We start from the raw sequence: 26,033 nt of genomic DNA on the forward strand, positions 1-26,033 counted from the left end.
TTTTTCGGGGCCAAATCATTTATTTCATCATAAAGCCAGAAGGGCCTCTTCCTACGTCAAAAGTTCTAACAGTGTTTCCTGATTTATCAAGCACAGTTATAGTGCCATTTCCTTGAAATCCATTAGCATTTGCCACATAAATCTCCTCTTTTGAGGAATCAATTCCAATTCCATAGAAGCCTGAACCTTCATACCATTTTGGCTGTAGGCTTGTTCCAAAAAGAGGCAAAACCCCAATTCCGTCCTCGTAGTTTGGCCATCCCGAACTGGTCAATATATATAATGTATTAGAATTGCTCAGAGCGATTTTTCCGGTAGCATTGGCAATTGGATACCAATTACTGGTAGCCAGAGTGAAGTTATCCAAATGGAAAGTATAAATAACTACCTCATCTGCTTTGGATGAAAACAGATAAATCTTGCCATCAATTTCAAAAAACTGTGATGGGTTTCCTTCTACTTCAATGCTTTTAACCAATTCCTCTTTTTCAGCATCAATCACCTCTACTTTTCCTTCTTCAGAACCCGCAACTAAAATGAATTTCCCGAAGGAAATCAAATCTTCAGGTTTTCTGGAAACGGCGATCTTTTTGGAAACAGTTCCGCCTAAAGTATTTCTAACTACGGCGATGTATGAGCTGGGAGTATTGAAATTAGCATCATAAGGTCCATAATCAGAGATAAAGAGTTTGCCAGAATTGACAGTCAAGGACCTAGGTTGATCCAAATCTGATGTCACTGCTCCCAAACTTTTAAAGTCTCCGGGGTTGACTATTTCCACCTTGCCGGTGTTGGCAACCAGATACATCTTATCATCTTCATTAACCATATCTTCTAATAATCCAGCAAATGGTCGTCCATTGGCTGCTTCGAAAATATCAGGCTTCAATTCATTGGTGCTTGGGTTTAAGTGGTATACTTCTCCATCATTGCTTCCAAAAGAACCTTCATTCATAATCAAGATTCCTCTGTCATATTCCCCAAGAGGTCTTTCAGGGTCATTTCCTATACAGGAAAAAAGGATGAGTAGACTGACAAATACTTGTCCTAATTGCAGTAGTTTAGTTTTCATAGTTGAAAGGATATAGTAAAATGGATAGATCTTCCAGGCATGGGTCTCAAATAGATAACCTGGTATTGTGTGTTTAATAAATTTTGGATTCTGACTTGTAGAGGAATTTGAATTTTAGAAATACTAAAACCGGTATAGGATATTCCCAGATCTGCTAAGAAGAATGGGGAAAGTGTTCTAGGATTGTCAGCTGTGATTTTTCGCTCTCCTGTGTAATTTGTTTGAGCCTGAATGGAGAATCTTTGAACTTGAGCCTGTAATGATAGTCCGGCTTGATGTCTTGGGGTGTAAGGGAGTTGCTTCCCCAATGAAGGATCATTTTGAGATATCCCAACCAAAGAGACTGCCCGGTTCAAACTATATTGCCATTGTGAAATCCAATCGACTGCTCCAGTTTTGAACTTCATTGAACCCTGATATTCTACTCCATCAGATCTCACTTTTCTGATATTTTGCGGTGACCAAAAGGAACCTTGAGGCAACCAAATGATCCAATTATCTACATTCATGCTATAGAAAGTCAGACTTTGAGAAAATGAATTCTTTTTCCAATGAAGACCTGATTCCACATTCCAGCTATTTTCTGGTAATAATTCCGGGTTGCCTCCAGGTGACCAAAATCTGTCATTTAATGTGGGAACTTTGAAGCCTCTTCCTGCCGAGATTTTCAACTCCAGACTTTGATTTTTTTGTTCTAAAAAAGTCCAATCTAAACCAGCCCCCGGAATAAGCGGAACAAGCTGGTCTCCATATCCCAACTGACGTAGGTTCAAGGATAAACTCAGTCTGTTTGTAGGGCTATATTTTGCTGATTGGAATATCTCCAATCGCTCATCTGTGGCAGCATAGGTACTGAGATCTCCCTTTACTAATGTGATTCTTGCTCCTGAGTGAAAAGAAAGTTGCTCTGTGGGGAAGTAATCCCAGGCTCCTCCCAGGATGAATTGGGATGTATTGTTCTTTATCCCGTTAAATATGAGTTTCTCCCGAACCAATCCAGATTGAAATGCGAGAGTACTTTTTTTCTTGAAAACCTCATAATTCATGGACCATCTCAAAGCTTGGTCCTCTTGAAAGTCCTGATTAGAAGATCCCATGGGAGGCTGGATTTCCCTTTCAGCTTGATGAAGCCAAATGGAGGTTTTCAGTGATTTATTGTCGGAGATTCTCCAATTCAGATCAGTTACAATCCCCTTTTGAATCACTTGGGCATGATCCTGCTCTTGTATTGGAGTACCGGGCAGGGCTAGATTTCGGAATGGGTATTTATTGGCTGCAAACTGATGATAGATTTTACTTTGCAGGGCCAATTTTTTGCCTGAAATGCTTCCTTTGACATTGGTTTGATAATTTCCGAAACTGGAAAATTCCTGAGAAAGTAAGAGGCTAGACTTTTCTTGAAATCCAGCTTGGGACTTCAGGTTTACACTGCCGCCGATTGCTTCATTTCCCATAAGAGCACCGGAAGAACCAAATTGTAAGCTAGCTTGATCAATGGCAAATACCGGTAACAATGAAAAATCACTTTGTCCGAGAGAAGGGCTATTCAGGGGAATTCCGTTCCAAAAAACTGCGGTTTGTCCAGCCGAACTCCCTCTAAAGGATGGGGAAGCCAGCATGCCAGGCCCATAAGAGCGGATAAAAACCGGACTTTGGTCAGCGAGGAGATCAGCCAAGCTCCTGCTTTGGTAAGCTTCTAAGTCTTTTTGGCTCCACTTAATTGACTTCTGACCTTGCCCGAATCGCTCATAGGCAGGGGATATCACTTCAATTTCTTGAAGCCCAACTGTATCGATTTTTTGGATATCAGATCCAAAAAATGTGAATGCCCACACTAATAAAATCATGCCTAATCGAATCAAAGGTTGAATTCGATCCGGGCTTGAAGAGAAATGGGAAGAAATGAAATAAGAGGGTATACCAAACCCAGTAATTGCATGTCTTCTTCGCTTTTCCTCCGAAAGCACAGAATCAACAGAATCAGGCAGGTCTCCTGGCTTGTCTGACTTTCACTGGCCTTCTCGAACCAAAAAATATGGTTCAATGGCATTGCTTAGCGAAAGCTTTTCAAATTTCTGAGTAAATCAGAAAAGCGCAGACTTACAGTTGCGGGGACAGCTTCGGTATTTCACCGAATTCCCTATTAATCCCTGATCTAAGTTTTAGATCGGGAACCTGTTTCCGATGCAAACATAGAATCATTTCGAATCTGAAAAAAGCAGTTTGAAAACATTTTTTGTAAAGCGACTGATCTTATCCTTACTTTGAACTTTCAAAAATCAGATTCAGGTGAAGCGAATTCTTTTATGTAAAATTTTTATTCTATTGATTATCAATGTTCTATCCTGTCAAAAAAAGCAGGAAGATCAGGTTTTTTCAACTGAAAAAATTGCTCTTTCCTATGCGCAGGGTTTTGAAATTGAAAAAGGGGATGGCTTTTGGATTCTTACAGTGACTCAACCATGGACCAGTGCAGAGGAGAATTTTACCTACTTAGTACTTGAAGAAAATCAAACTCCACCAGAAGGCGAATTTGATGGTATTATTCAATTACCCATCCAACATATTGTCTTGACCTCCACAACCCAGATTCCTCATTTGGATCTTTTGGGGCAAACCTCCAAGCTCAGAGCCTTCCCTAATCTGGATTTGATTTCATCGCCCAGAGTATGGGAAAGAATTGAGCAAGGGGAGGTACAAGATTTGGGTTCAGCTCCTTCCGCCAATATTGAGTTGATCTTGGATTTAAACCCGGATTGGGTGATGATATCCACTTTGGGAGAGGATTTGAAAAGTTTACAACTGTTAAAAAATGCAGGAATCTCTGCTCCGATTAATGGGGAGTATGTAGAGCAGCATCCCTTGGGAAGGGCTGAATGGATCAAATTTACAGGAGTATTATTGGGTGATTATCAAAAATCTTTGGAAGTATTTGAGGCTATTGAGAAGGATTATCTAGAGGCTCTGGAATTGGTGAAAGAAATAGAAACTACCAAGCCAACTGTGCTTTCCGGAGTGTTGTATCAAGATATTTGGTATGCTCCCGGGGCGGATAGTTGGGGAGCCAAAATTCTTCAAAATGCAGGAGGAGAGTATATATTTGGTGATAAAAGCGGCACTGGGAGTTTGCAATTGAATTATGAATTTGTATTGGATCAAGCCTTGAATTCTGATTTCTGGATAGGTTCGGCTGATTTTTCTAACTTGGAAGAAATGGGTAGTAATGAGCCCCGATATCGGTCTTTTGCTGCATTTCAGAAAGGGAATGTCTTTACCTATACGGCTAAAAAGGGGCCTAAAGGAGGATTAGAATACTTTGAATTAGGCTATATGCGGCCAGATTGGGTTTTGAAGGATATTATCAAAATCCTTCATCCGGAATTGCTTCCAGATTACGAACTTTATTTCTATACCCGATTGGATGAGAAGTAGCCGAAACAGTTTTCTTTTGATCGTATCAGTAGTTGCCTTAGTACTGAGCCTTTTTCTAAATATTAGTTTGGGATCTGTAACTATCTCAACTGGAGAATTATTGGACGGTCTTTTTTTTAACAATTGGGAGAGGGCATCTTTTGAACAAATTATTTTGAATTATCGCTTTCCGAAGGCGATTGTCGCTGTTTTAGCTGGTATTGGACTCAGTATTTCCGGGCTTCAAATGCAAACATTTTTTAGGAATCCATTGGCAGGTCCTTATGTTTTGGGAATAAGTTCCGGGGCAGGTTTTGGGGTAGCCATTTTGATTTTGGCGGGATCAATTTTTGGTTTTGCTTCCACTGCCATCAGTCCTTGGGCCACTGCTTTTGCAGGGACATTGGGTGCTGGGCTGATTTTAGCATTAGTAAGTTTAGTAGCTTGGAGAGTAAAGGATAGCATGACTTTATTGATTGTTGGGATCATGTTTGGAGCTGCGGTTTCTGCTATCATCTCTGTTTTGGCGTTTTTTTCCGGAGCCGAGGCATTGAAACTTTATACCATTTGGTCTTTAGGTAGCTTAGGTGGTTTAGGTTGGAATCAGGTTGGTCTCTTATCATTTGTGGTGTTTCTGGGTTTAATTCCGGTGATATTTTCTATCCGATCTTTTAATGCATCTCTTTTGGGAGAATCTTATGCAGAAAGTATGGGAGTTAATCCAAATAGGTTACGTTGGTTGATGATTGGCAGTACGGGATTACTCGCTGGGGCAATTACGGCTTTTTGCGGTCCTATTGCCTTTGTCGGGATTGCGGTGCCGCATTTGGCCAGGATAGTTTGGAAAACTTCCGATCACAGGATATTATTCCCGGCATCAGGTATTTCTGGGGCTATTTTATTATTGCTCTGCGATGCGGTAGGTCAGCTTCCAGGTTCTGCTCAAAGCTTACCAATCAATGCAGTAACCTCCTTGATTGGGGCCCCTTTGGTGATAGGCTTAGTTCTTCGAAAAAACTTCAGCAAAGAGTTCTGATATGAGAAGAGAAGTAATTGTTGGCAATAATTTGACTTTGGGTTACCAATCCGGTAAATCCCGTAAAGAAGTGTTGCAAGGAATAAACTTTAAGCTTTTTTCCGGAGAACTCACATGTTTATTGGGCCCTAATGGGGTGGGTAAGTCAACCTTGATCAAAGCGATTATGGGAAGACTTCCCATTTGGGAAGGATCATTGACTGTTCAAGGCAAATCGATTAATCAATTTGCACAGAAGGAACTCGCAAAGAATCTAGCAGTTGTTTTGACGGAGCCTTTTATTCCGGGGAATATGACAGTTACTCAACTCGTCAGCTTGGGCAGAACTCCTTATCTGAACTGGTCTGGATATTTATCAGAATTGGATAAAAAGGCAGTGTACAAGGCGATTGAGGATACGAAAATAGCATACATCCAACAAGAGAGGCTTTCCGATCTCTCTGATGGGCAGCGCCAAAAGGCTTTTATAGCTAGAGCCCTAGCTCAGGATGCACCGATCATGGTTTTGGACGAACCCACAGCGCATTTAGATTTAGTAAATCGCTACGAGATCATGCAATTGCTCCGTGAGATATCGCTTCATAAGGGAAAGAGTGTCTTGGTAATTACGCATGATTTGGATATTGCTTTAGAGAGTTCTGATCAGATTTGGTTGATGAATTGTGGAGAGGATCTTGTAAAAGGACTCCCAGAAGACTTGGTGATTTCAGGTAAAATCAATCAATTATTTCCTCAGGAAAAATTCGAGTTCAATACCCAAAGAGGAAGGGTTGAGATTAAAAGCCAACCTGCGACTTTTAATATTGAAGGATCTCAGGAATTGATTTTTTGGTTACAAAAGGCCTTGAAAAAGGCGGGGATCTATGAATTGGACGGACAGGTAAGAGTCCAGAATAATCCTTTCTCAATTTTTTTCATGGAAAAGGAATTTGATTCTTTGGAATCATTTATAGATAGTTTAAGGATTGATATCAAGTAAGTTATTATCCCTATAGAAAAAGTAGAGAATTGTATTTCTGAATCACTTTTTTTATATATTTGTCACACTAATTATTTGTATGACACAAGAGCAATTCGCAAAATATTCCTTCCTACTTGACCGTACAGCACGAAAGGTCAAGCAGTATGCTCAGCAGCAGTTTAAGCAGGGAGATTTTGATGTGACTGTCGATCAATGGTTAGTTTTGAAAAATTTATCGGAACATGGCTTACTTAGTCAGACTGAGCTTGCGAATTTGGTGTTCAAAGATCATCCTACTTTGACTCGAATCATTGATTTGCTTTGCAAGAAAGGGTATGTTGAGCGAATCCCCCATCCTCAGGATAGAAGGAGTTTTCAGCTTCATCTTACGGATTCTGGGGTGGCTAAAGTGACTTCGCTGAGACCAAAAATTCTGGAGATTAGAGAAAAGGCTTGGGAAAATCTAAACGAGAATGATTTTGACGAGTTTAAGAGAATTCTGAATACAATCTATCAGAATTTGGATGGTCAGGTGATGGAAGAATAATAATTAGTGTACTAATAGTATTTATACGAACAATTTGAATTTAAAGGGGTTTTCCCATAAAGTTAATACAAGATGATTCATACTGATATTTGCATCATAGGAGCTGGACCGGTCGGTTTATTCGCAGTATTTGAGGCAGGATTGCTCAAAATGCGATGTCATTTGATTGACGCCCTACCACAAGTAGGTGGTCAGTTATCCGAAATCTATCCTCAGAAACCAATTTATGATATCCCAGGATATCCTGAAGTTAAAGCTCAGGAGCTAGTGGATAACCTGATGGAACAGATCAAGCCATTCTCTCCAACTTTCACTTTGGGAGAAAGAGTGGACCACTTGGATAAGCAGGAAGACGGAAGCTTTGTGGTGACTACCAGCGATAAAACGCATATTCACGCAAAAGTGATCGTGATTGCCGGCGGCTTGGGATGCTTTGAGCCGAGAAAGCCTGTTTTGGAGAATTTGGATGCATTTGAAGGAAAGGGAATCACTTATATGGTGAAAAATCCAGAAACCTTTCGCGATAAGAAAGTAGTGCTTGCTGGTGGAGGAGACTCTGCTTTGGATTGGACTATTTTTCTTTCCAATGTTGCACAAAAAGTAACTTTGGTGCACAGAAATGAGACATTCAGAGGTGCACCTGATTCTGCTGCGAAAGTATTCGACCTAGCCAATCAGGGCAAAATTGATTTGATCCTTTCGGCTAATTTGAAAGAAGTTGGTGGAAACGGCAAGTTGAACTCAGTCACTTTGGAGGACAAATCCAAAGCTGAAATCAAAATCGATACAGATTATCTTATCCCTCTTTTTGGATTAAGTCCGAAATTGGGTCCAATCGCAGATTGGGGATTATCTATTGATAAGAATGCGATCGAAGTAGATACAAGAGATTATTCTACTGGAGTGGAAAGAATATATGCCATTGGAGATATCAATACCTATCCAGGTAAATTGAAATTGATCCTTTGCGGATTCCATGAGGCTGCTATTATGATGCATTCTGCCTTCAAATATGTTTATCCTGATCAAAAATTGAGCTTTAAATACACTACGGTCAATGGTGTAAACTCATTTTAATGCTACTTTTGCGTCATGGTAAATTTCATTGTAGAAGATAACGACGGTAATCGTCAGCCTGTCGAAGCTCCAGATGACATGGGTTTCAGCCTGATGGAAATTCTAAAAGCATCTGATTATCCTGTATTGGCAACCTGTGGAGGGATGGCTCTTTGCGCTACTTGTCATGTTGAAATTTTGGAAGGAAAAGATGGCTTGGGAGATGCAACTGATGCAGAACTTGACCAGTTGGAAAACCTTCCTGAATATTTCCCAACTTCCAGGCTTGCTTGTCAAATCAGAATTTCTGACATCTTGGAAGGAGCCGTAATTAAGCTAAGAGGTGAAGACGTAGTCTAGAATATTTATACTCAACTATTCGAAACCACTCAGAAATGAGTGGTTTTTTTTTATTAATTTTTTCGGATATTGACTAAAGATAAACCTAAGTATCATGAGATTTCTTTTATTATTCTTCCTTTTAATCCCTGTAGTAGGCTTTTCTCAAATCACAGACGAACAAAAAATAAATTCTGTGGCAATCAATCAAGTCATCAATGATTATAAAAAGGCAAGAGAAACTGGGGATTCGGTTTTATTAAAATCCATTTTCACAGAAGATATTGATCAATTGGTGTCCAGTGGTGAATGGCGCAATGGGGCAGCTGAAGCAATTTCTGGGATGGTAAGAAGTTCGGTGAATAACCTTGGATCTCGAATTTTGAAAGTTGAAAAGATTAAATTTTTGTCCAATGAGGTGGCTATGGTAGATGCGAGGTATCTAATAGACCAAGCGGACGGTACTCAAAGGAAGCTCTGGAGCAGCTTTATATTGGTAAAGAAGAAGGGGAAATGGTTGATTTCAGCTATTAGAAATATGGACCCAAGGGATTAATCTGAAATTTTCTTGCAAAAAATTTTCGAGATTTGATGTATCACTTTTTTCAGATACTTCGTATTGAAGTTAGTTTTTAAGCACTATTTATGAAAAGGTATATCGTCATTCTATCGGTTTTAATTTTATCCTCTTGCCAGCTTTTTGAATCTGAAAACAGAGTTTATACGCTGGAGGAATTGGAATTGCTTTATGCTGAAATCAAGCAGATGGCAGAATCCGAAACCTGCAATAATTCAAATGACTGGGGGTATGTTGCCTTGGGGAGTAAACCCTGCGGTGGGCCATGGGAATATATTGCTTATTCCAAGAAAATCAACGTGGATGATTTTTTAAAGAAGGTCAAACAATACAATCAATTGCAGGCTGAAGACAACAAAAGAAATAATCGCTTTTCGGATTGCATGTATGTAGCTGAACCAAAGGGAGTACGTTGTGAAAATGGAAAACCCATATTTATGTATGATTGATATTATTGTTTCATTTTGAAACAATAAATTTTTTCTTTTTCTTGATCAGGTATTTATTTCTGATTCATGAAAAAGCTCTTATTCTTGTTAGACTATCCGAACCTTTATTATTACGTTTTTAATCGAAAGAATTTATCAAGCATTTCGATTTTTAACTGGCAAGGAAGGGAAAAAATAATTCTTAAATCTAGCAATGAAATTAGCAAATGATAGCGCTACTAGGAATATTGACAATAGGAGCGCTACTGTACTTAATTATTGCTAAAAAAACTTCTGCTGTTGTAGCATTGATATTGGTACCAGTGACAACAGGAATTTTGGCTGGTCAAATTCATGAAATTCCTGCTTATATCTCTGAGGGACTAGTAACAATTGCCCCAACTGGGGTTATGTTTGTTTTTGCAATTCTCTTTTTTGGGATTTTGTTAGATGCAGGAACTTTTGAACCTATTATTTCTCGATTATTAAAATTAGCGGGGAATGACCCTGTGAAAGTTGCCTTAGCCACTGCTTTTTTGGCTATGCTGGTTCATTTGGATGGATCTGGTGCAGTAACTTTCCTTGTTGTAATCCCAGCATTACTCCCAATTTATGAGGCTTTAGGGATGAGCAGGTTGACCTTAGGGTCAATTGTTGCTTTATCAGCAGGAACGATGAATATTCTGCCTTGGGGAGGGCCTACTATTCGTGCAGCATCTGCCTTGGACGTTTCAGTCACAGAATTATTCAATCCCATTCTTGTACCGTTTTTGTTCGGTTTGATTACTGTTTTTTCCATTGCATTTTTCTTAGGTAAAAACGAAAAAAAAATATCTACCATAGCCTTACAATCAGCAGATGAAAAAAACACTTCGGTAAGCCTTCAAAATATACCTATTTGGAGATTTTGGCTGAATATCATGCTTGTTATTTTGGCAATTTCATTGATTGTACTTAGTTGGGCTCCTCCATATGTTGTTTTCATGGTAGCATTTGGTATCGCCCTGGTGGTAAATTTTCCAAAGGTTAAGGATCAAAAGGAAAGGATTGATGCTCATGCCAAAGAAGCTTTATTGATGGCAAGCATTTTATTTGCTGCTGGTTGTTTCACCGGGATTTTAAATGGAAGTGGAATGATGCAAGGAATGGCATCTTCAATTCAAAATGTTTTACCTGAACTTTTGGGAAAGCAATTACCTCTCATAACAGGGCTATTTGCTATGCCCGCGAGCCTGGTTTTCGATCCAGATTCCTTTTATTTTGGAATCTTGCCAATTTTAGCTTCAACAGCTGAGACTTTTCAGGCTAGTAGTTTGGAGGTGGGTAGAGCTGCCATATTGGGTCAAATGACAACTGGGTTTCCAGTAAGTCCATTAACTGGATCTACCTATTTATTGGTGGGGTTGGCAAAGTTGGATTTGGGAGATCATCAAAAAAAAACTATTCCATTGGCATTTTTGGTGACTATGGTCATGCTTTTGGTATCAACATTAATGGGAGTAATTACTATTTAGCATGAAGGATAAAATTAGAATTGGTTGTGGAGCAGGCTTTGCAGGTGATAGAATTGAGCCTGCACTAATCCTTACTGAAAAAGGGAACCTAGACTATTTGGTTTTAGAATGTCTTGCTGAACGTACCATTGCCTTAGCCCAAAAAAGGAAGCAACATAATTCATCACTAGGGTATGATGAACTATTAGAAAAGCGTTTGATTAATTTGTTGCCATTGCTAGTAAAACATCAGACTCGTTTAATTACCAATATGGGAGCCGCTAATCCTGTGGGCGCTGCAATGAAAGTTGTTGAAATGGCAAATAAACAGGGGATCTCAATTAAAGTTGCAGCGGTAACTGGAGATGATGTTTTTCAATTTATTACTGGGACAGAAAAGAGTCTTGAGGACGGGAAACCAATAAATGCTTTTGGGAAAATAATTTCAGCTAATGCTTATTTAGGCTATGAAGCTATACTGCCTGCCTTAAACACTAAAGCTGATATTATAATTACAGGTAGGGTTGCAGATCCATCCCTTTTCTTAGCTCCCATGATCTATGAATTTGGTTGGGACGAAACAGATTATTCTTTATTAGGAAAAGGAACTGTATTAGGTCACCTTTTAGAATGTGCTGGCCAGATTACTGGCGGGTACTTTGCAGATCCTATTTCAAAACCTGTCCCAAATATGGAAATTCTAGGCCATCCATATGTTGATGTAGATGCCCTTGGCAACGGTAAAATATCTAAAGTAGCTGGAACAGGTGGGAGTATTACGGTTCAAACAGTCAAAGAGCAATTGTTATATGAGGTATTGAATCCTTTCGAATATATAACACCCGATGTAAAAGCTGATTTTTCAAAGGTTCAAATAGAAGAGATTGGACCGGATGAAATTTATATTTCTGGAGGTTTAGGTTTCGCTAAGCCATCAAATTTAAAGGTTTCCGTAGGTTATGAGGCGGGCTTTAAGGGGATAGGTGAAATTTCTTATGCAGGAGCTCATGCATTAGAAAGAGGCAAGCTGGCTGCTGAGATAATTCAAAAAAGAATTGGTCACTCGTTTCCTAATCTGAAAATAGATCTTATTGGATACAACTCATTGCATCCAATGGAATTATCCAATAAATCTTCTCCTTATGAAGTTCGATTAAGAGTGGCTGCACTTTGTGCTCAGAAAATTGATGCCCAGCTAATTGGTGAAGAAGTAGAGGCTCTTTATACCAATGGTCCTGCGGGAGGCGGTGGTGCGAGAAAATATGTGGAAGAAGTTATAGGAATAGTTTCGATCTTATTAGATAGAAAGAAAATTATCCCCGAATTTCAAGTTTTTACATCATGACAAGAAAGCTAGCAGAAATTGCCCACAGCAGAGCCGGAGATAAAGGGAATACTTTGATCTTGTCTCTGATTCCCTATGATCCTTTAGATTTTGATCTATTGGTAAAAAAAATCACAGTTGAAAAGGTGAAAAATCATTTTAAGGATCAGATCTCTGGAGAGGTTATCCGCTATGTTCTTCCAGAGTTAAAAGCAATACAATTTACATGCTTGAATGCTTTATCAGGAGGTGTAAATACCTCTCTTGCCTTGGACACCCATGGAAAAAGCTTAAGCTATGCACTTCTCGAAATGGAATTATGATCATTCAAAAAGCTTAACCCCCAGAGTTAATTCCAATTGGATAGGCTGTTGGATTTTTTCCTCTATTTCTTCTTTGATCTCTTTAAAATCCTGATTGTTCAATTCATGATCAGAAAGAATAGTCACAGAAAGGCGTAAAGGGCTTAGGCCTATTACCTTTACATCTCTTAATAAACCATGAGGTATTTCTTTTCCACTCAATTGTTGAATCAGTTGATTTTCCCTAACCATTTCCCGGAAACTCAAGACTAATGGTGCAGTCACCAAAATTAAAATCCCTACACTGATCAAAATTCCTTTCTTAGCTAGGCGGAATGGACTAAATCCGAGAAGCATGAATGTCAATGCTGCAGCCATTACTATCCCTGCTAGGTTCGTTCCGAGTAACAGGGATGCTCCCCAGAATACATTCCAGTTTCCCCATCCCAATCCAATTCCAGCTACGGCTAAAGGGGGTACCAATGCTACAGAAATTGCAACTCCTGCCAATGTTTTGGCTATTTCTTCTTTGGAGTGAGCATATGCTCCTGCTATCCCTGAAGCCACAGCAATCCCTAAATCCAATAAATTAGGCCTAATTCGGGCTAATATCTCGGAATTCATGGTTTTGAGTGGAGTAATCCAAGTGATAAATACCGCAAAAATGATCCCCAACACCACTCCCCAAAATATGGTGATCAGACTATTTTTGATAAGGATACCATCTTGTCTCAAAGCGCCCATAGCCAAGGAAATAATAGGTCCCATCAAGGGTGCCAAGATCATAGCTCCGATTACCACCGGACCTGAATTTCCGAAAAGTCCAAAAGTTGCGATCATGGTGGATAAGGCCATGAGTACCAAATAAGTGGAGGAGGTTTGAGAATTTTGTTTTAATAAAGTGAATAGCTCCTTGAACTCTTCAGAAGTTGCGTGCCTCACCCAAGGAAGGTATCCTGTGGTGAGCTCCATCCTCAATTTTCCCATAGGTAAAGAAGAGACATTGAGCTCTTTCTTCTTTTCCTCTTTTTCTTTACTGGAATCAAAATCCGAGAATATTCTTGCTTTATTTTCGGAAATTCCTAATTCCAGTTTTCCGGATTTATTCTCTTGACCATCCGAAGCGAAAGTGAACTCTTCCTCACTTTCTATAGTCATTTTTTCAGTGGAGATATAGCTCAAAAAGTCTGGGATTGCACTTCCTTTAACTGGGAAAAAGAGGTTTTGCAGACCAAAACGAATGATTGAAAAAAGGCTTTTTGGGGCCAAAATAATTACATGCATCAAGCCTTCATTCAATCCTGAATCTTTGATGACTCGTTTGAAAATCAGGTTGCTCTCACAATGTGAAACTGCCAAGATGCCCATAGCAGCAATCTCAATGGTTTTTTCTTCTTCTTTTCCATAGGTGATTTTATAGCTTCTCAATTTTACTCTTCTGAAAAGTTTTAGAAACCTTCGAAATCGTTCTTTCAGGTTTTGAAAAAAGTTATTTTCAAAAGAATCATACAAGATGCTAAGGGATTCTCCGATGACCAGGGAATTCATACACAATTCCCCATTGATTTCAAGTAAATCAAATACCTCTACTTCCTCTGCTTCAAGAAAGTGATTAAATGCTTTTTCTTTGGAAGATGCCACTCCCAAAGATTTGGCGATTAGGATGAGTTCAGGGTGGGGGAGAAAAGCAATGGATGGACTATTTTCGTTTGCCTCTTCAATAATCTTTTTGCTTTGCTCATCACTGACCCAAAACAAAATGTTATCCTTTGAAGAATAGTCTTGAAGATTAAATTGATTCAAAGGAAGTTTGGATTTAGGTTGAACTTCCAGTTTTTCAAAAAAGGAATTTTGATCTTCCTCAGGAAGATTTTGATCAAAAACTAATACGAAATCCCGCATACTTAAAAATAGCTATTGTTTAGCTGAATACTAGTAGATAATTTAAAAAACAACAGCCCTCCTCGGAGGGCTGCTTATTATTCTTCCAGAAGTTTTTCGAGAATTTTTGTCGCAGCTTCAGAAAGCACTGTTCCCGGGCCAAAAACTGCCGAAACCCCCTTGTCAAAAAGAAATTGATAATCTTTGGCAGGAATTACTCCTCCGGCTACCACCATAATATCCGGTCTGCCAAGTTTTTTCAATGCCTCTATCAATTGGGGAATCAGAGTCTTATGTCCTGCGGCCAGAGAAGAAGCACCTACAATATGCACATCATTTTCTATGGCTTGTTCCGCCACTTCCTCTGGTGTTTGAAATAATGGTCCTATGTCGACGTCAAACCCCAAATCGGCGAAGCCTGTTGCGATGACTTTTGCACCTCTATCATGACCATCCTGACCCATTTTGGCTACCATGATTCTTGGTCGCCTTCCTTCCAGTTCGGCAAATTGATCGGAAAGGGCAATTGCTTTTTTAAATGATTCCTGATTTTTCACTTCTGCTGCATAAACACCGGTGATAGATTTGGTTTGGGCCTGATGCCTTCCGAATATTTTCTCCATAGCCATGGAAATTTCCCCTAAAGTCGCTCTTTTTCTCGCTGCATCCACTGCCAGGGCTAGGAGATTTCCGTTTCCGCTTTGCGCAGCTTCCGTGATAGCCTCTAATGCACTTTCGACTTCAGATTGATTTCGTGTTGACTTGATCTGATTGATTCGTTGAATTTGAGATTCTCTTACAGATTGATTGTCTACTTCCAATAGCTCAATCTCAGATTTTTCATCAACCTGATATCTATTTACTCCAACAATGATGTCTTTTCCACTATCTATTCTCGCTTGCTTTTTTGCAGCAGCTTCTTCTATTCTAAGTTTTGGTAACCCTGCTTCTATAGCTTTTGCCATACCACCTAAGCCTTCTACTTCTTCGATCAGCGTCCAGGCTCTTTCCACCAGTTGATCAGTCAGATATTCCACATAATAGGAACCACCCCAAGGGTCAACCACATCTGTGATTCCTGTTTCTTCCTGCAAAACCAACTGAGTGTTTCTGGCAATTCTTGCTGAGAAATCAGTGGGTAAAGCAATGGCTTCATCCAGCGAGTTGGTGTGTAAAGATTGAGTATGCCCCATAGCTGCACCCAAGGCTTCTACTGCTGTCCTTGTGACATTATTGAATGGATCTTGCTCTGTCAAGGACCATCCGGATGTTTGACAGTGTGTTCTTAGAGCTAATGATTTTTCATTTTTGGGATTAAACTGCTGGACAATTTTAGCCCAGAGTAACCTGCCTGCTCTCATTTTGGCGATTTCCATGAAATAATTCATTCCAATTGCCCAGAAAAATGAAAGCCTTGGTGCGAAATCGTCAATGTCCAAACCTGCCTTTACTCCGGTTCGCAGGTATTCCAGTCCATCGGCCAATGTGTAGGCTAGTTCCAAATCGGCAGTTGCGCCAGCCTCCTGCATATGATAACCTGAGATCGAAATGGAGTTGAATCGAGGCATTTTTTGAGAGGTAAACTCAAAAATATCCGCGATGATTTTCATGCTAGGCTGGGGAGGGTAGATATAGGTGTTTCTCACCATGAACTCTTTCAAAATATCATTTTGAATGGTTCCGCTTAATTTTTCAGGAGAGACTCCCTGTTCTTCCGCCGCGACAATGTAAAATGCCATGATAGGAACCACAGCTCCATTCATGGTCATGGAAACTGACATTTGATCCAATGGGATTTGATCAAATAGAATTTTCATATCCTCGACAGAGTCAATGGCAACGCCAGCTTTTCCAACGTCTCCAACTACTCTGGGATGGTCAGAATCATAGCCCCTATGAGTAGCCAAATCAAAGGCCACCGACAGTCCTTTTTGCCCAGCTGCTAAATTTCTTCTATAAAAAGCATTGGATTCTTCTGCTGTTGAGAATCCGGCATATTGTCTAATAGTCCAAGGACGCATCACATACATTGTACTGTAAGGTCCCCTGAGATAAGGCGGGATTCCAGCTACAAAGTCCATATGAGCCAATTTAAGAGTAGCCGGATCGAATGTAGGTGGTACCTGAATTTGTTCTGGAGAATCCCAGAAACCCTCCAATGAGTTATCATTAGCTACAGATGGCTTTTTCCAAGAGGTAAAATCTGGTCTCATGAGTGATTTTGGGTTTCTAATAAAGCAGTTGCTCTTGTTTCAATTAATTCACTTTCCTCTTCTGAAAAATCCTTTGCAGGAAGATTATCGATGAGTTTTCCCTGAGCTTTGAATTTATTGGCTCCGATTTTAGAAATCTCTGAATTGCTAACAGCTTCCTGAGTTTTCAGTCGCTGAGCTCGGATTTGTTGGTGGATCTGTCTTTCTTGAAAAGCTTTCTCCCAACCGCCTTCATTTTCTATTTCAGCTATCCTGTTTTGAACAGCATCTTCAATTTGCTCCTGAAGTTTTTCCAAGTAGTAAGAACCAGCTGATGGGTCCATTACTTTATCTAAATAACTTTCCTCTTTCAAAATCGAAGAGATGTTTCTCGCAACCCTTTTCTCCAAGTTACTTGCATTTTTTCCTTGGATGGGTCTGATCCAAATACAATTGCAGCCGCCCAATATCCCTGACATTGCTTCATAGCTGTCTCTGATTAGGTTGGTATTTTTATCAATCAGGGATTTACTCCAAGTGGAAGTGGATACTAAAAGCTGAAGATTAGATGGATTTGCCTCGATCCCAAATTTTTCCCCAATCATCGCCCAAATCTTTCTTAGGGCTTTCAATTTGGCGATTTCAGGAAAATGGTCTCCAGCTACTGAGGAGTGAATTCCAATTCTTGAAAAGACATCTTGAAGTGTACTTTTCTCATCTGAAATAGAGCTCATCAATTCAATCAATTCGCCAAATCCAAAGCTTAGTTCCTGAATTCCTGTTCCACCGCTATTTCTATATCTGGCAAAATTCAGAAATAGTGGAGAAAAGTTAGGGTAGCTTTTCCAAATGTTAAACTCAGCTTCGAAATACTTTGCTGACTCTGATAGCTTAATATTTGATCCAAATACTTCATCAAATGGAGAGTTCAAAAAACCTCCTTGAAGCTCGGTTCCTGCTAGTTCTAGTTTTGAAATGTATTTAAAAAAGGTCTTCCTTACCTCTCGCGGATTTTTTTCAGGAAGAATATATAGGCTGATATATGGAAGCAGAACATCTTTTAATATTTTCTCCCAGTCCTCATTTCCTGATGCATGAATAATTAAGGCGTCAGCTCCATTCTCAAGTACTTCTAATATTTCTTTATTGGCAATGGTAGAATCTGAAGGATAAATGGAAACGGAATTAAACCACAGCCTTGGATTTAATCCGGGGATCTGAGACGGAGGGTGGAAAGTCATCGGTTGAGGATTGAAGTCCAAATCCTCCGAATGATAAATAGGTTGCTGTAGGATTTCTCCCCACACCTTTTTTACCAGGGTTTTTTCAAAATCTTTTCCTTTGAGATCCTGATGGATTTGTTCTAGCCAATCATTTTTACTTTTGACCGGAAATGGATAAAAATCAGGGCGTATCATATTTGGGTTTTGTATTGTAATGAGAAAGGCCTTTGCCTTAATCTTGGTTTTCAAAAATAATTAAATGTGAGGGTAAACCCTAAAACCATAAAATAGATTGACTATCTAAATATAAGTTGTTGAATATCAGGGAGACTTTGTCAGGAATATGGCTATTTGAACCAACGGAGATACTTTTTTACTATGAAATGTTCAATTTGATAATTTTAGGTAAAGTCGAAAATAATTCAAAATAACTTCGCCATGCCTAAAATTTAACTTTTTCAACCTAAAATGGATTTTTTATTTAAATGATTTTTGTACAAATTTGACACCCTTGTACGAATCCGTCCGGGTCATTGTTTTTTAGAAACCTTCTCAAATGAGTTCAGAAGCTAATGCAGTTTGGAATGAATGTTTACGTGTCATAGAACAACACGTGAATGAGCAGAGCTTTTCAACTTGGTTTAAGCCGATCAATCCGGTTAAACTAGAAGGGACGAGTCTGACCATTCAGGTCCCCAGCCAGTTCTTTTACGAATGGTTGGAAGATAATTATATCCAAGAATTAAAACTTGCTATCAAAACCGTATTGGGTCAGGGAGGTAGATTGGAATATGCTGTAGTAGTTGATCGTGGAAATTCTTCCAATCAACCCTATGTAGTTTCATACCCTCAAGGAAATCACGGTAATAAAAAACAGGGAAATCAAGCTAATTCTGCCACTGAGCAAAAAGTGACGCCTTTCGAGATGCAATCTTTGGGCGCCGAAGCTTTGACTCAAAGCAATCTGAATCCAAATTATACCTTTAATACCTACATAGAAGGCGATTGTAATAGATTGGCTAGATCTGCAGGATTTGCGGTAGCTACTAAACCGGGGATCACCTCTTTCAATCCACTCATGGTATATGGGGGAGTTGGATTGGGTAAAACTCACTTAGTACAGGCGATTGGTAATGAAATCAAAAACGGACCTGAGGATAAGTTCGTCCTTTATGTTTCCTCCGAGAAATTCGTGAATCAATTCATGGATTCCATCAAAGACGGGAATGTAAAAAGTTTCACCAACTTTTACATGCAGGTAGATGTGCTGATCATTGATGATATTCAGTTTTTGGCAGGAAAGGATAGAACGCAGGAAATGTTCTTCCATATTTTTAATCACCTACATCAAAGTAAGAAACAAATTATTATGACTTCCGATTGCCCACCAAGAGATTTGAAGGGGTTGGAAGAGCGATTACTTTCGAGGTTTAAGTGGGGTTTGACTGCGGACTTGCAAATGCCTGATTTTGAGACAAGAGTTGCCATTATCAGAAGAAAAATGCAGTCAGAGGGAATTTTCATCCCGGATGATGTAGTGGAATATTTGGCTTACACGGTAGATACCAATGTTAGAGAGCTGGAAGGAATTCTAATTTCACTAATTGCACATGCTTCTTTGAATAGAGTAGAAATCAATCTTCAGTTGGCTAAAACCGTGATGAAAAATATCATCAAGGATATAGAAACTGAAGTTGGGATAGATTTTATTCAAAAAACTGTCTCAGAGTATTATAGTATCAATCAGGATGATTTAAAGGCTAAAACCAGGAAAAAAGAAATTGTTGTGGCGAGACAGGTTGCGATGTATTTTTCAAAGGAGTTTACCAACCATTCTTTAAAGTCCATAGGCTATCATTTTGGAGGTAGGGACCACTCTACGGTTATTCATGCTGTTCAGACAGTAAATGATATGATTGAAACTGACAGTACTTTTAGAAATGCTGTCAATGAGCTGAAGAAAAAATTCAAAATGCGCTCTTACTAAGGTTTAGTTTAGAATCTTATCGATAGTTTCCTCAAATTTCCCTAAAGCTGGAATATACCTTTTCTGGATGTTCTCCAAGAATTTGCCTTGAGTGTCTATTGGATAAACTGGATTGTATTGAATTCGGTCTATGACCATGTCCAGCCAAACTTTTCCATCATCAATCAAATCTGCATGAAATGCTTCTATAGTAGCATCTCTGGAACCTGAAAAAGGTCCTTTACCCTGCTTCTCAAAATATTTCTGAATCACTTTCAAAGCCAATTCATGAGTTACCTCAAAACTCATGATCAATTCTCTGGATTGAGAGTCTGTGAGTTTGGCAAAATCAGCCCTGTGGGCAAAATTATTCAAATCTTCTAAGGCTGCTTGATATTCTTTGAAGCAATCTTCGCAGGATTGAGGGAGAGATTTCATAAGTCTTAAGCTTTCTTCAAGATAAAAATTTAATCTGAAAAGGCAGAAAAAAATCAGGAGGGTATTTCCCTCCTGAATTGAAATTATCTAACCGTATAACTCTGCATAAATGGTTGTCCATTGGATGCTACACCTTCAATTAATAGTCTACCACTATATTCTTCCAGGTATTTTCCTACTGCTTTCGGGTCTTTGGCAGGCTCTCTGTTGATCTGAGTAATCACAAATCCATCTCTCAATCCCAAATCTCGTAAGTATCCTCTGGACAAGGCAGATATTTTGATACCATACTGGATCCCAAGCCGGTCTTTTTCAATAGTATTCACAGCTTCAAGTCTGGCACCCAGAAGTTTGGAGCTGTAAAATTCTCTTTTGAGGACACCAGTTCCGCCTTCCAGATTTTGAAGTGTCATCGTACCAGTTTTCACTTCTCCATTTCTGATAAAAGTAACGGCAAGTTTATCTCCTGGGTAATAATAAGAAAGTGCCTCTTCAAAACTTCCCATTCCCGTGATAGGCTGATTACCTAGCTGAGTAATCACATCATTTCTCAAGAGACCTGCTTGGTCCGCAGCGCCTTGCTTTACCACATGAGTGACAATAACTCCATCTAAGGTTTTGATTTTCATTTCTTCCGCTAGTTCCGGAGTGATTTCTACTGCATCAATTCCAGGAATTGCTTTTTGTACTTCTCCATATTGGATTAGGTCGTTGGCAACTTTCATGGCGATATCCACCGGAACAGCGAAGCCATATCCGGTATAAGAACCGGTGCGGGAAAGAATTGCAGTATTGATGCCGACTAGTTCACCTTCCACATTGACCAGTGCTCCTCCTGAGTTTCCTGGGTTAATTGGTGCATCTGTTTGAATAAAACTTTCCAAAGGAAAATCTCCACCAAGGATATTGATCTGCCTTTCCTTGGCTGAAACTATTCCTGCCGTGACTGTGGAGGTAAGGTTAAAAGGGTTCCCAACCGCAATTACCCATTCTCCAATTTTGAGGTTTCGGGACGATCCTCTTTTGATAGCGGGAAGATTTTCTCCCTCAATTTTCAGAACAGCGATATCAGTATTTTTATCCGTTCCTACCAGTCTGGCTTGATAAGTTCTCTTCTTATGAACAACCTCAATGGTCTCTGCCCGATCAATCACATGATTATTGGTAACGATGTATCCGTCCTGAGAAATTATTACTCCGGAGCCAGTACTTACCTGTTGGGTAGGACCAGTGCCGAAGAAATAATCAAACATGCTGTATCTCCTTGGATCACTTCCTGAAAAATTCTTGATAAATACTACTGACTCGGTACTGTTTTCAGATGCTGCTACAAAAGATACCGGAGGATTAGTTTGGTAGCTTTGGACAGCTTGCGCATTGTTTCGAGAGGTAAATTGTGTTTGTTCTGTCAGTAGCTCTTTTTGGTCAAAATCACCTCTGCTTGGTTCCGATATTTCCAAAGAAGTCCAGAAAGCAGCTCCCGCCAGACCTGCCAGAAAGGAAATCCCGGTAGTTTTGAGAATATTTTCCATGTCTTTTCTTTTAACAATTTGACGTCCTTTTTCCATTTAGGGTAAGAATATTCACATCTTTTAAGATGGAAATCCCTCAAAAATTTTTCCATTGATTAAAAACTGACGATTTGTACAAGGAAAAGTCTAGGCATCTTGTAATTTTGTCAGCCTATGGATTAAACCTTCCCAAATTTAGAAGGTTGTTTTCCTCAAAAGTAAAACTGAATGAAAGAAGCGAAGCGCGTAGCCATCCTGGGTAGCACCGGCAGTATTGGTACACAAACCCTGGAGGTGATTCGTCAGCATCCCGAGGATTTTGTCGTCGAGGTTCTAACTGCCCAGAATAATTGTGATTTATTGATTACCCAAGCATTGGAGTTTATGCCCAATGCTGTGGTAATCGGCAATGAGTTGAATTATCAGAAAGTGAAGGAAGCACTTCTTCCTCATGATATTAAAGTTTTTGCCGGCCAGAAAGCCATTGCCCAAGTCGTGGAAATGGAGACCATTGATGTGGTGCTTACTGCTTTAGTAGGTTATTCTGGGCTAATCCCTACTGTTAATGCCATTAAGGCTGGAAAGCAAATAGCTTTAGCCAATAAGGAAACTTTGGTGGTGGCGGGAGAAATCATCACCCAACTATCCAAAGAAAATGGGGTCAATATATATCCTGTAGATTCAGAGCATTCAGCGATTTTCCAATGTTTGGTAGGGGAATTTCATAATCCTATAGAAAAAATCATTCTTACAGCTTCGGGAGGTCCTTTCAGAGGCAAAGACAGGGCTTTTTTAGAAACTGTCACGAAGGCTCAGGCTTTGAAGCATCCAAATTGGGACATGGGAGCGAAAATCACCATTGATTCAGCTTCTTTGATGAATAAGGGCTTGGAGGTGATCGAGGCAAAATGGCTTTTTGGGATTCAGACTGAACAGATTGAGGTGGTTGTCCATCCTCAAAGCATTGTTCATTCTTTGATTCAATTTGAAGACGGATCTATCAAGGCACAACTTGGTTTGCCTGATATGCGTATTCCCATTCAGTTTGCTTTGAGCTATCCTCACAGGTTGAAAAGTGATTTTGAAAGATTTGACTTCCTAAAGTATCCTAATTTGACTTTCGAGCAACCTGATTTAAAGACCTTCAGGAACTTACAGTTGGCTTTTGATGCTTTAGCTAAGGGAGGAAATGCTCCATGTATTCTCAACGCGGCAAATGAAATTGCTGTGGCAGCATTTCTTCAGGATGAAGTAGGATTCTTGGAGATGTCGGACTTGATAGCAGAAACTTTGGAAAAAGCTCATTTTATATCTCATCCAAGCCTGGAGGATTATGTAGATACAGATAAGCAGGCAAGGGAAATTACAGAAAAATTAATTAAGCGTAAAGTATAATGGATACATTGATTATGGTGGGCCAATTGCTGCTGGGATTGTCAATCTTGGTAGGCTTACACGAGTTGGGTCACTTATTGACTGCCAAAATGTTTGGCATGAGAGTAGAAAAATTTTCTATTGGGTTTCCTCCGAAAATTGCAGGATTCCAATGGGGTGAAACTGAATATTCCATAGGAGCAATTCCTTTGGGTGGTTTTGTGAAAATATCCGGAATGGTGGATGAATCCATGGATACTGCCCAACTTTCCTCAGAGCCCCAACCTTGGGAATTTAGAGCAAAGCCGGCTTGGCAGAGACTGATTGTGATGTTGGGCGGGATCATCGTCAATGTGATCACAGGTATAGTCATTTTTGTTTTCTTGGTTTATAATAATGGAGAAACTTATTTTTCCAGAGATCAAGTTGTTGAAAATGGAATCGTAGCTTATGAATATGCAGAGGCAATTGGTTTGCAAACAGGAGATAAAATTCTGGATGTGAATGGGCAGCCTTATCAAAGCATCAATGATTTAAGCAGTGGAAATGTTCTATTGAGCGAAAACGGTTTTTACACAGTTGAGCGAAATGGTGAACAGGTTCGAGTTGATATTCCGAAAGGTTTTATTAATACTTTCAATAATGAAGATGCATTTAGCAAGTTTATTTCAGTAAGGTTTCCATTTGAAGTTGGGATGATCGAGCCGGGAAGTGGAGCTGAAGCAGCGGGCTTGAAAGAAGGAGATAAAATTCTTGCTGTAAATGGAGAGTCAATTCAGTATTTCGACGAAATGCAGCTTGCCTTGCAAAATCTGAAAAATGATACTGCTCAATTTGTAGTTCAATCTGAGTCCGCTACAGATACCATGGCAATCGCTGTATCTGACGATGCGCGAATTGGCATTGCGGTCAATCCATTGCTAGAGCCTGTAAGCAGAAAGTTTGGCTTCGGAGAATCATTGGCTAAAGGAACAGAAAGAGCATTTGGAGTAGTGATCTTGAATGCCCGAGCACTTGGTAAAATGTTTACAGGTGAGGTTTCTGCAAAAAATGTCAGTGGTCCGATCGGAATGGCTAAAATTTATGGAGACAAATGGGACTGGACTAAATTCTGGAGTATTACGGGTTTGATATCCATGATCTTGGCATTTATGAACCTTCTGCCTATTCCTGCTTTGGACGGTGGCCATGTGATGTTCTTGCTTTACGAAATGGTATCAGGTAGAGCTCCATCCGACAAGTTTTTGGAAAATGCACAGAAGGTAGGAATGGTTATCCTGCTAGCGCTGATGGTATTTGCCATAGGGAATGATATTTTGAAGTTCTTCATTTAAGAAGAGTTTATCTTCTGATTCTAAAGAGGCTGGTTTTTTACCAGCCTTTTTTTGTTGAGGTTAAAGAGGTACTTCATTTTTTTTGGCAGGATAGTGATGGGATGTTGATTTCTAACTTACATGGAGCTTTTTTTGAAAAATACTATCTGATAATCAGCTCTTTAAATCTTTTTGAACTTAATCTTTTTGAAATGAATTTTAAAAATTATTAGTTTATACAAATTTTTAATTCATGGTAAAATATCTACTAATTGTTCTTGGCTTTTTTTTGAGTCTACAACAATCGAACGGTCAAAATTCCCAAGTAAAAGTATTTGTAAACGGTGCTAATCAAAATTATTCCTTAGCTCCCCAGGGACTGGCAAGTACCTATAAAGTTCTAAAAGTAATTACTCCGGAAGGGATTGTTTCTTTTTCCCCAACTGAAATTGATGGGTTTGAATTTGAAAATGGGAAAAAATACAGCTCCCTGAAGGAGCGAAATTCAGGTGCCAAACAATTTTTTCAGGTTCTGATAGAAGGAGCTGTTTCATTAGGTTATTATGAATCAAATTATTATTTAATGTTTGATGAGGAGGCAGTTTTGCTCAGCGAGGATAACAGACTGGCGAGAATGGAACAATCAAGAAGAGAAAAAAGAAAATCCTATTTAGGAGTCTTGCATGTTGCTCTTAGGGGATGTACACCTGATTTTAATGATAAAATAAATAGTACCTCTCTTTCTTATCCTTCTCTTGAAAAATTGTTGGTCTCCTATCATCATTGCATCGGTAAGAATTACGAAATAATCGGGGAAAAAGAGAAGTATGTAGATTTCGGGGTTTCCGTAGCTTTTGGAGTCAGCAGCTTTTCGGATAATATGATTTCAAATGGAACTGGCGATCAAAGATTTGCTTTTAGGCCAGAAGTGCTTTTAACCATGGATTTCAATAAGCTTTCTCCTAGAATGCGAGCTGAAGTGGGTGTAGGATTTTTTTCAGTAAGGGATAGTTGGATTCACGCTCCGGAGTTAAACCCAGGAGGGCAAAGGGAGCGTTATGAAGAAGAGTTTAGAATCAGAAATATTCAAATTCCGGGATATTTAACCTACCGACTGATTCAAAGACCGAAACAGGACTTGTATTTTGGACTTGGACTAAGTATGAATTTCCTAAAGAAAGAAATGATTTCAGAAGCTTCTGAATATGAATTTATGCAAGATTGGGAGCCAAACAGGATTATCACGAGGCCCAGAGATCCTGTCTTACTCGTCTTAGATCCCATTCGATTTGGAGGAATAGTGAAACTGGGGTTTTCTAAACAAATCAACCAAAAATGGTCTTTTTTTGAACTTCATTATGAGTCTCTTCCAAAGATAGGCACCTTGGACTTCGAAGCTTCAGACGTTAGAAAATATTCAATGAGAGGTTTTTCAGGCAAGGTAGGATTAAGATTTTAATTGAATTTTTTACCTAAGTTTTGAATTTTCTTTTGAATCAATTAAACTTCGGAAATAAAGCCTTTAGTTTAATTTTTGATAGATGTTCACTAGTAAAAATTTTTAGAGGCTCAGTAGAGATTTCCAAAGT

General features: G+C 39.3%; 22 protein-coding genes and 1 riboswitch. Of the genes, 15 read left to right on the top strand and 7 right to left on the bottom strand.

What is annotated here, in order from left to right; all coding sequences use genetic code 11:
- Window positions 1–19: 19 nt before the first annotated feature.
- The gene (locus tag GYM62_RS02470; protein ID WP_219958166.1) at window positions 20–1,072 is read right to left on the bottom strand and encodes a DUF5074 domain-containing protein; all 1,053 of its coding nucleotides are present in this window, start codon (window positions 1,070–1,072) and stop codon (window positions 20–22) included.
- A complete protein-coding gene (locus tag GYM62_RS02475) occupies window positions 1,069–2,919 on the bottom strand; it encodes a TonB-dependent receptor (protein ID WP_219958167.1) in 1,851 nt (616 codons plus the stop codon). Before GYM62_RS02475 ends, GYM62_RS02470 begins: the two co-directional genes overlap by 4 nt.
- 118 nt (window positions 2,920–3,037) lie before the next feature.
- A riboswitch (cobalamin riboswitch) is annotated at window positions 3,038–3,266 on the bottom strand.
- 95 nt (window positions 3,267–3,361) lie between these two features.
- Between GYM62_RS02475 and GYM62_RS02480 the strand changes: the two genes are divergently transcribed.
- The 11 genes from GYM62_RS02480 (at window position 3,362) to GYM62_RS02530 (ending at window position 12,567) form a co-directional block, all read left to right on the top strand.
- Entirely contained in the window at window positions 3,362–4,504 is a 1,143-nt protein-coding gene (locus tag GYM62_RS02480) for an ABC transporter substrate-binding protein (protein WP_255590505.1), read from the top strand.
- Window positions 4,494–5,519 (top strand): iron ABC transporter permease, encoded by a 1,026-nt coding sequence (locus GYM62_RS02485; protein WP_219958168.1) that lies wholly within the window; start codon window positions 4,494–4,496, stop codon window positions 5,517–5,519. The genes GYM62_RS02480 and GYM62_RS02485 overlap by 11 nt, the downstream gene beginning before the upstream one ends.
- A gap of 1 nt (window position 5,520) precedes the next feature.
- The gene (locus GYM62_RS02490; RefSeq protein ID WP_219958169.1) at window positions 5,521–6,498 is read left to right on the top strand and encodes an ABC transporter ATP-binding protein; all 978 of its coding nucleotides are present in this window, start codon (window positions 5,521–5,523) and stop codon (window positions 6,496–6,498) included.
- Between the two features lie 79 nt (window positions 6,499–6,577).
- Window positions 6,578–7,027 (top strand): MarR family winged helix-turn-helix transcriptional regulator, encoded by a 450-nt coding sequence (locus tag GYM62_RS02495; RefSeq protein WP_091655083.1) that lies wholly within the window; start codon window positions 6,578–6,580, stop codon window positions 7,025–7,027.
- A 72-nt stretch (window positions 7,028–7,099) separates the two neighbouring features.
- Window positions 7,100–8,104: an NAD(P)/FAD-dependent oxidoreductase gene (locus GYM62_RS02500; RefSeq protein WP_091655084.1), complete on the top strand. Its 1,005-nt coding sequence runs from the start codon at window positions 7,100–7,102 to the stop codon at window positions 8,102–8,104.
- Window positions 8,105–8,119: 15 nt separating this feature from the next.
- Window positions 8,120–8,443, top strand: a complete 324-nt coding sequence (locus GYM62_RS02505) for a 2Fe-2S iron-sulfur cluster-binding protein (protein WP_219958170.1) — start codon at window positions 8,120–8,122, stop codon at window positions 8,441–8,443.
- A gap of 94 nt (window positions 8,444–8,537) precedes the next feature.
- The gene (locus GYM62_RS02510; RefSeq protein WP_219958171.1) at window positions 8,538–8,978 is read left to right on the top strand and encodes an SgcJ/EcaC family oxidoreductase; all 441 of its coding nucleotides are present in this window, start codon (window positions 8,538–8,540) and stop codon (window positions 8,976–8,978) included.
- Between the two features lie 89 nt (window positions 8,979–9,067).
- The gene (locus tag GYM62_RS02515) at window positions 9,068–9,448 is read left to right on the top strand and encodes a hypothetical protein (protein ID WP_219958172.1); all 381 of its coding nucleotides are present in this window, start codon (window positions 9,068–9,070) and stop codon (window positions 9,446–9,448) included.
- A 206-nt stretch (window positions 9,449–9,654) separates the two neighbouring features.
- Window positions 9,655–10,941, top strand: coding sequence for a CitMHS family transporter (locus GYM62_RS02520; protein ID WP_219958173.1), 1,287 nt, complete (start codon window positions 9,655–9,657; stop codon window positions 10,939–10,941).
- Window position 10,942: 1 nt separating this feature from the next.
- Entirely contained in the window at window positions 10,943–12,265 is a 1,323-nt protein-coding gene (locus tag GYM62_RS02525; RefSeq protein ID WP_219958174.1) for an acyclic terpene utilization AtuA family protein, read from the top strand.
- Window positions 12,262–12,567, top strand: coding sequence for a hypothetical protein (locus tag GYM62_RS02530; RefSeq protein ID WP_219958175.1), 306 nt, complete (start codon window positions 12,262–12,264; stop codon window positions 12,565–12,567). The genes GYM62_RS02525 and GYM62_RS02530 overlap by 4 nt, the downstream gene beginning before the upstream one ends.
- Here the strand turns inward: GYM62_RS02530 and GYM62_RS02535 are convergent, their stop codons facing one another.
- The 3 genes from GYM62_RS02535 to GYM62_RS02545 form a co-directional block, all read right to left on the bottom strand.
- The gene (locus GYM62_RS02535; protein ID WP_219958176.1) at window positions 12,568–14,448 is read right to left on the bottom strand and encodes a DUF389 domain-containing protein; all 1,881 of its coding nucleotides are present in this window, start codon (window positions 14,446–14,448) and stop codon (window positions 12,568–12,570) included.
- Window positions 14,449–14,525: 77 nt separating this feature from the next.
- A complete protein-coding gene (scpA, locus tag GYM62_RS02540; protein ID WP_219958177.1) occupies window positions 14,526–16,640 on the bottom strand; it encodes a methylmalonyl-CoA mutase in 2,115 nt (704 codons plus the stop codon).
- Complete coding sequence (locus GYM62_RS02545; RefSeq protein WP_219958178.1) at window positions 16,637–18,037, bottom strand: methylmalonyl-CoA mutase family protein; 1,401 nt, start codon at window positions 18,035–18,037, stop codon at window positions 16,637–16,639. Before GYM62_RS02545 ends, scpA begins: the two co-directional genes overlap by 4 nt.
- 361 nt (window positions 18,038–18,398) lie before the next feature.
- Here GYM62_RS02545 and dnaA point away from each other — a divergent pair, with 361 nt between their 5' ends.
- The gene (gene dnaA, locus GYM62_RS02550) at window positions 18,399–19,829 is read left to right on the top strand and encodes a chromosomal replication initiator protein DnaA (RefSeq protein WP_144604111.1); all 1,431 of its coding nucleotides are present in this window, start codon (window positions 18,399–18,401) and stop codon (window positions 19,827–19,829) included.
- Window positions 19,830–19,832: 3 nt separating this feature from the next.
- Here dnaA and GYM62_RS02555 read toward each other — a convergent pair whose 3' ends face one another.
- A complete protein-coding gene (locus tag GYM62_RS02555) occupies window positions 19,833–20,246 on the bottom strand; it encodes a nucleotidyltransferase substrate binding protein (RefSeq protein ID WP_091655092.1) in 414 nt (137 codons plus the stop codon).
- An 83-nt stretch (window positions 20,247–20,329) separates the two neighbouring features.
- Window positions 20,330–21,814: a S1C family serine protease gene (locus tag GYM62_RS02560; RefSeq protein ID WP_370627654.1), complete on the bottom strand. Its 1,485-nt coding sequence runs from the start codon at window positions 21,812–21,814 to the stop codon at window positions 20,330–20,332.
- Between the two features lie 171 nt (window positions 21,815–21,985).
- Between GYM62_RS02560 and GYM62_RS02565 the strand changes: the two genes are divergently transcribed.
- The 3 genes from GYM62_RS02565 to GYM62_RS02575 all read left to right on the top strand — a co-directional run bounded on the left by GYM62_RS02565 (window position 21,986) and on the right by GYM62_RS02575 (window position 25,903).
- Entirely contained in the window at window positions 21,986–23,152 is a 1,167-nt protein-coding gene (locus GYM62_RS02565) for a 1-deoxy-D-xylulose-5-phosphate reductoisomerase (RefSeq protein ID WP_219958179.1), read from the top strand.
- The gene (gene rseP, locus GYM62_RS02570) at window positions 23,152–24,465 is read left to right on the top strand and encodes an RIP metalloprotease RseP (RefSeq protein WP_091655094.1); all 1,314 of its coding nucleotides are present in this window, start codon (window positions 23,152–23,154) and stop codon (window positions 24,463–24,465) included. Before GYM62_RS02565 ends, rseP begins: the two co-directional genes overlap by 1 nt.
- Before the next feature lie 232 nt (window positions 24,466–24,697).
- Window positions 24,698–25,903, top strand: a complete 1,206-nt coding sequence (locus GYM62_RS02575) for a hypothetical protein (protein ID WP_219958180.1) — start codon at window positions 24,698–24,700, stop codon at window positions 25,901–25,903.
- Window positions 25,904–26,033: the final 130 nt, after the last annotated feature.

The sequence above is a fragment of the Algoriphagus sp. NBT04N3 genome, from assembly GCF_019443765.1.
GTDB classification, from domain to species: Bacteria; Bacteroidota; Bacteroidia; order Cytophagales; family Cyclobacteriaceae; genus Algoriphagus; species Algoriphagus ornithinivorans.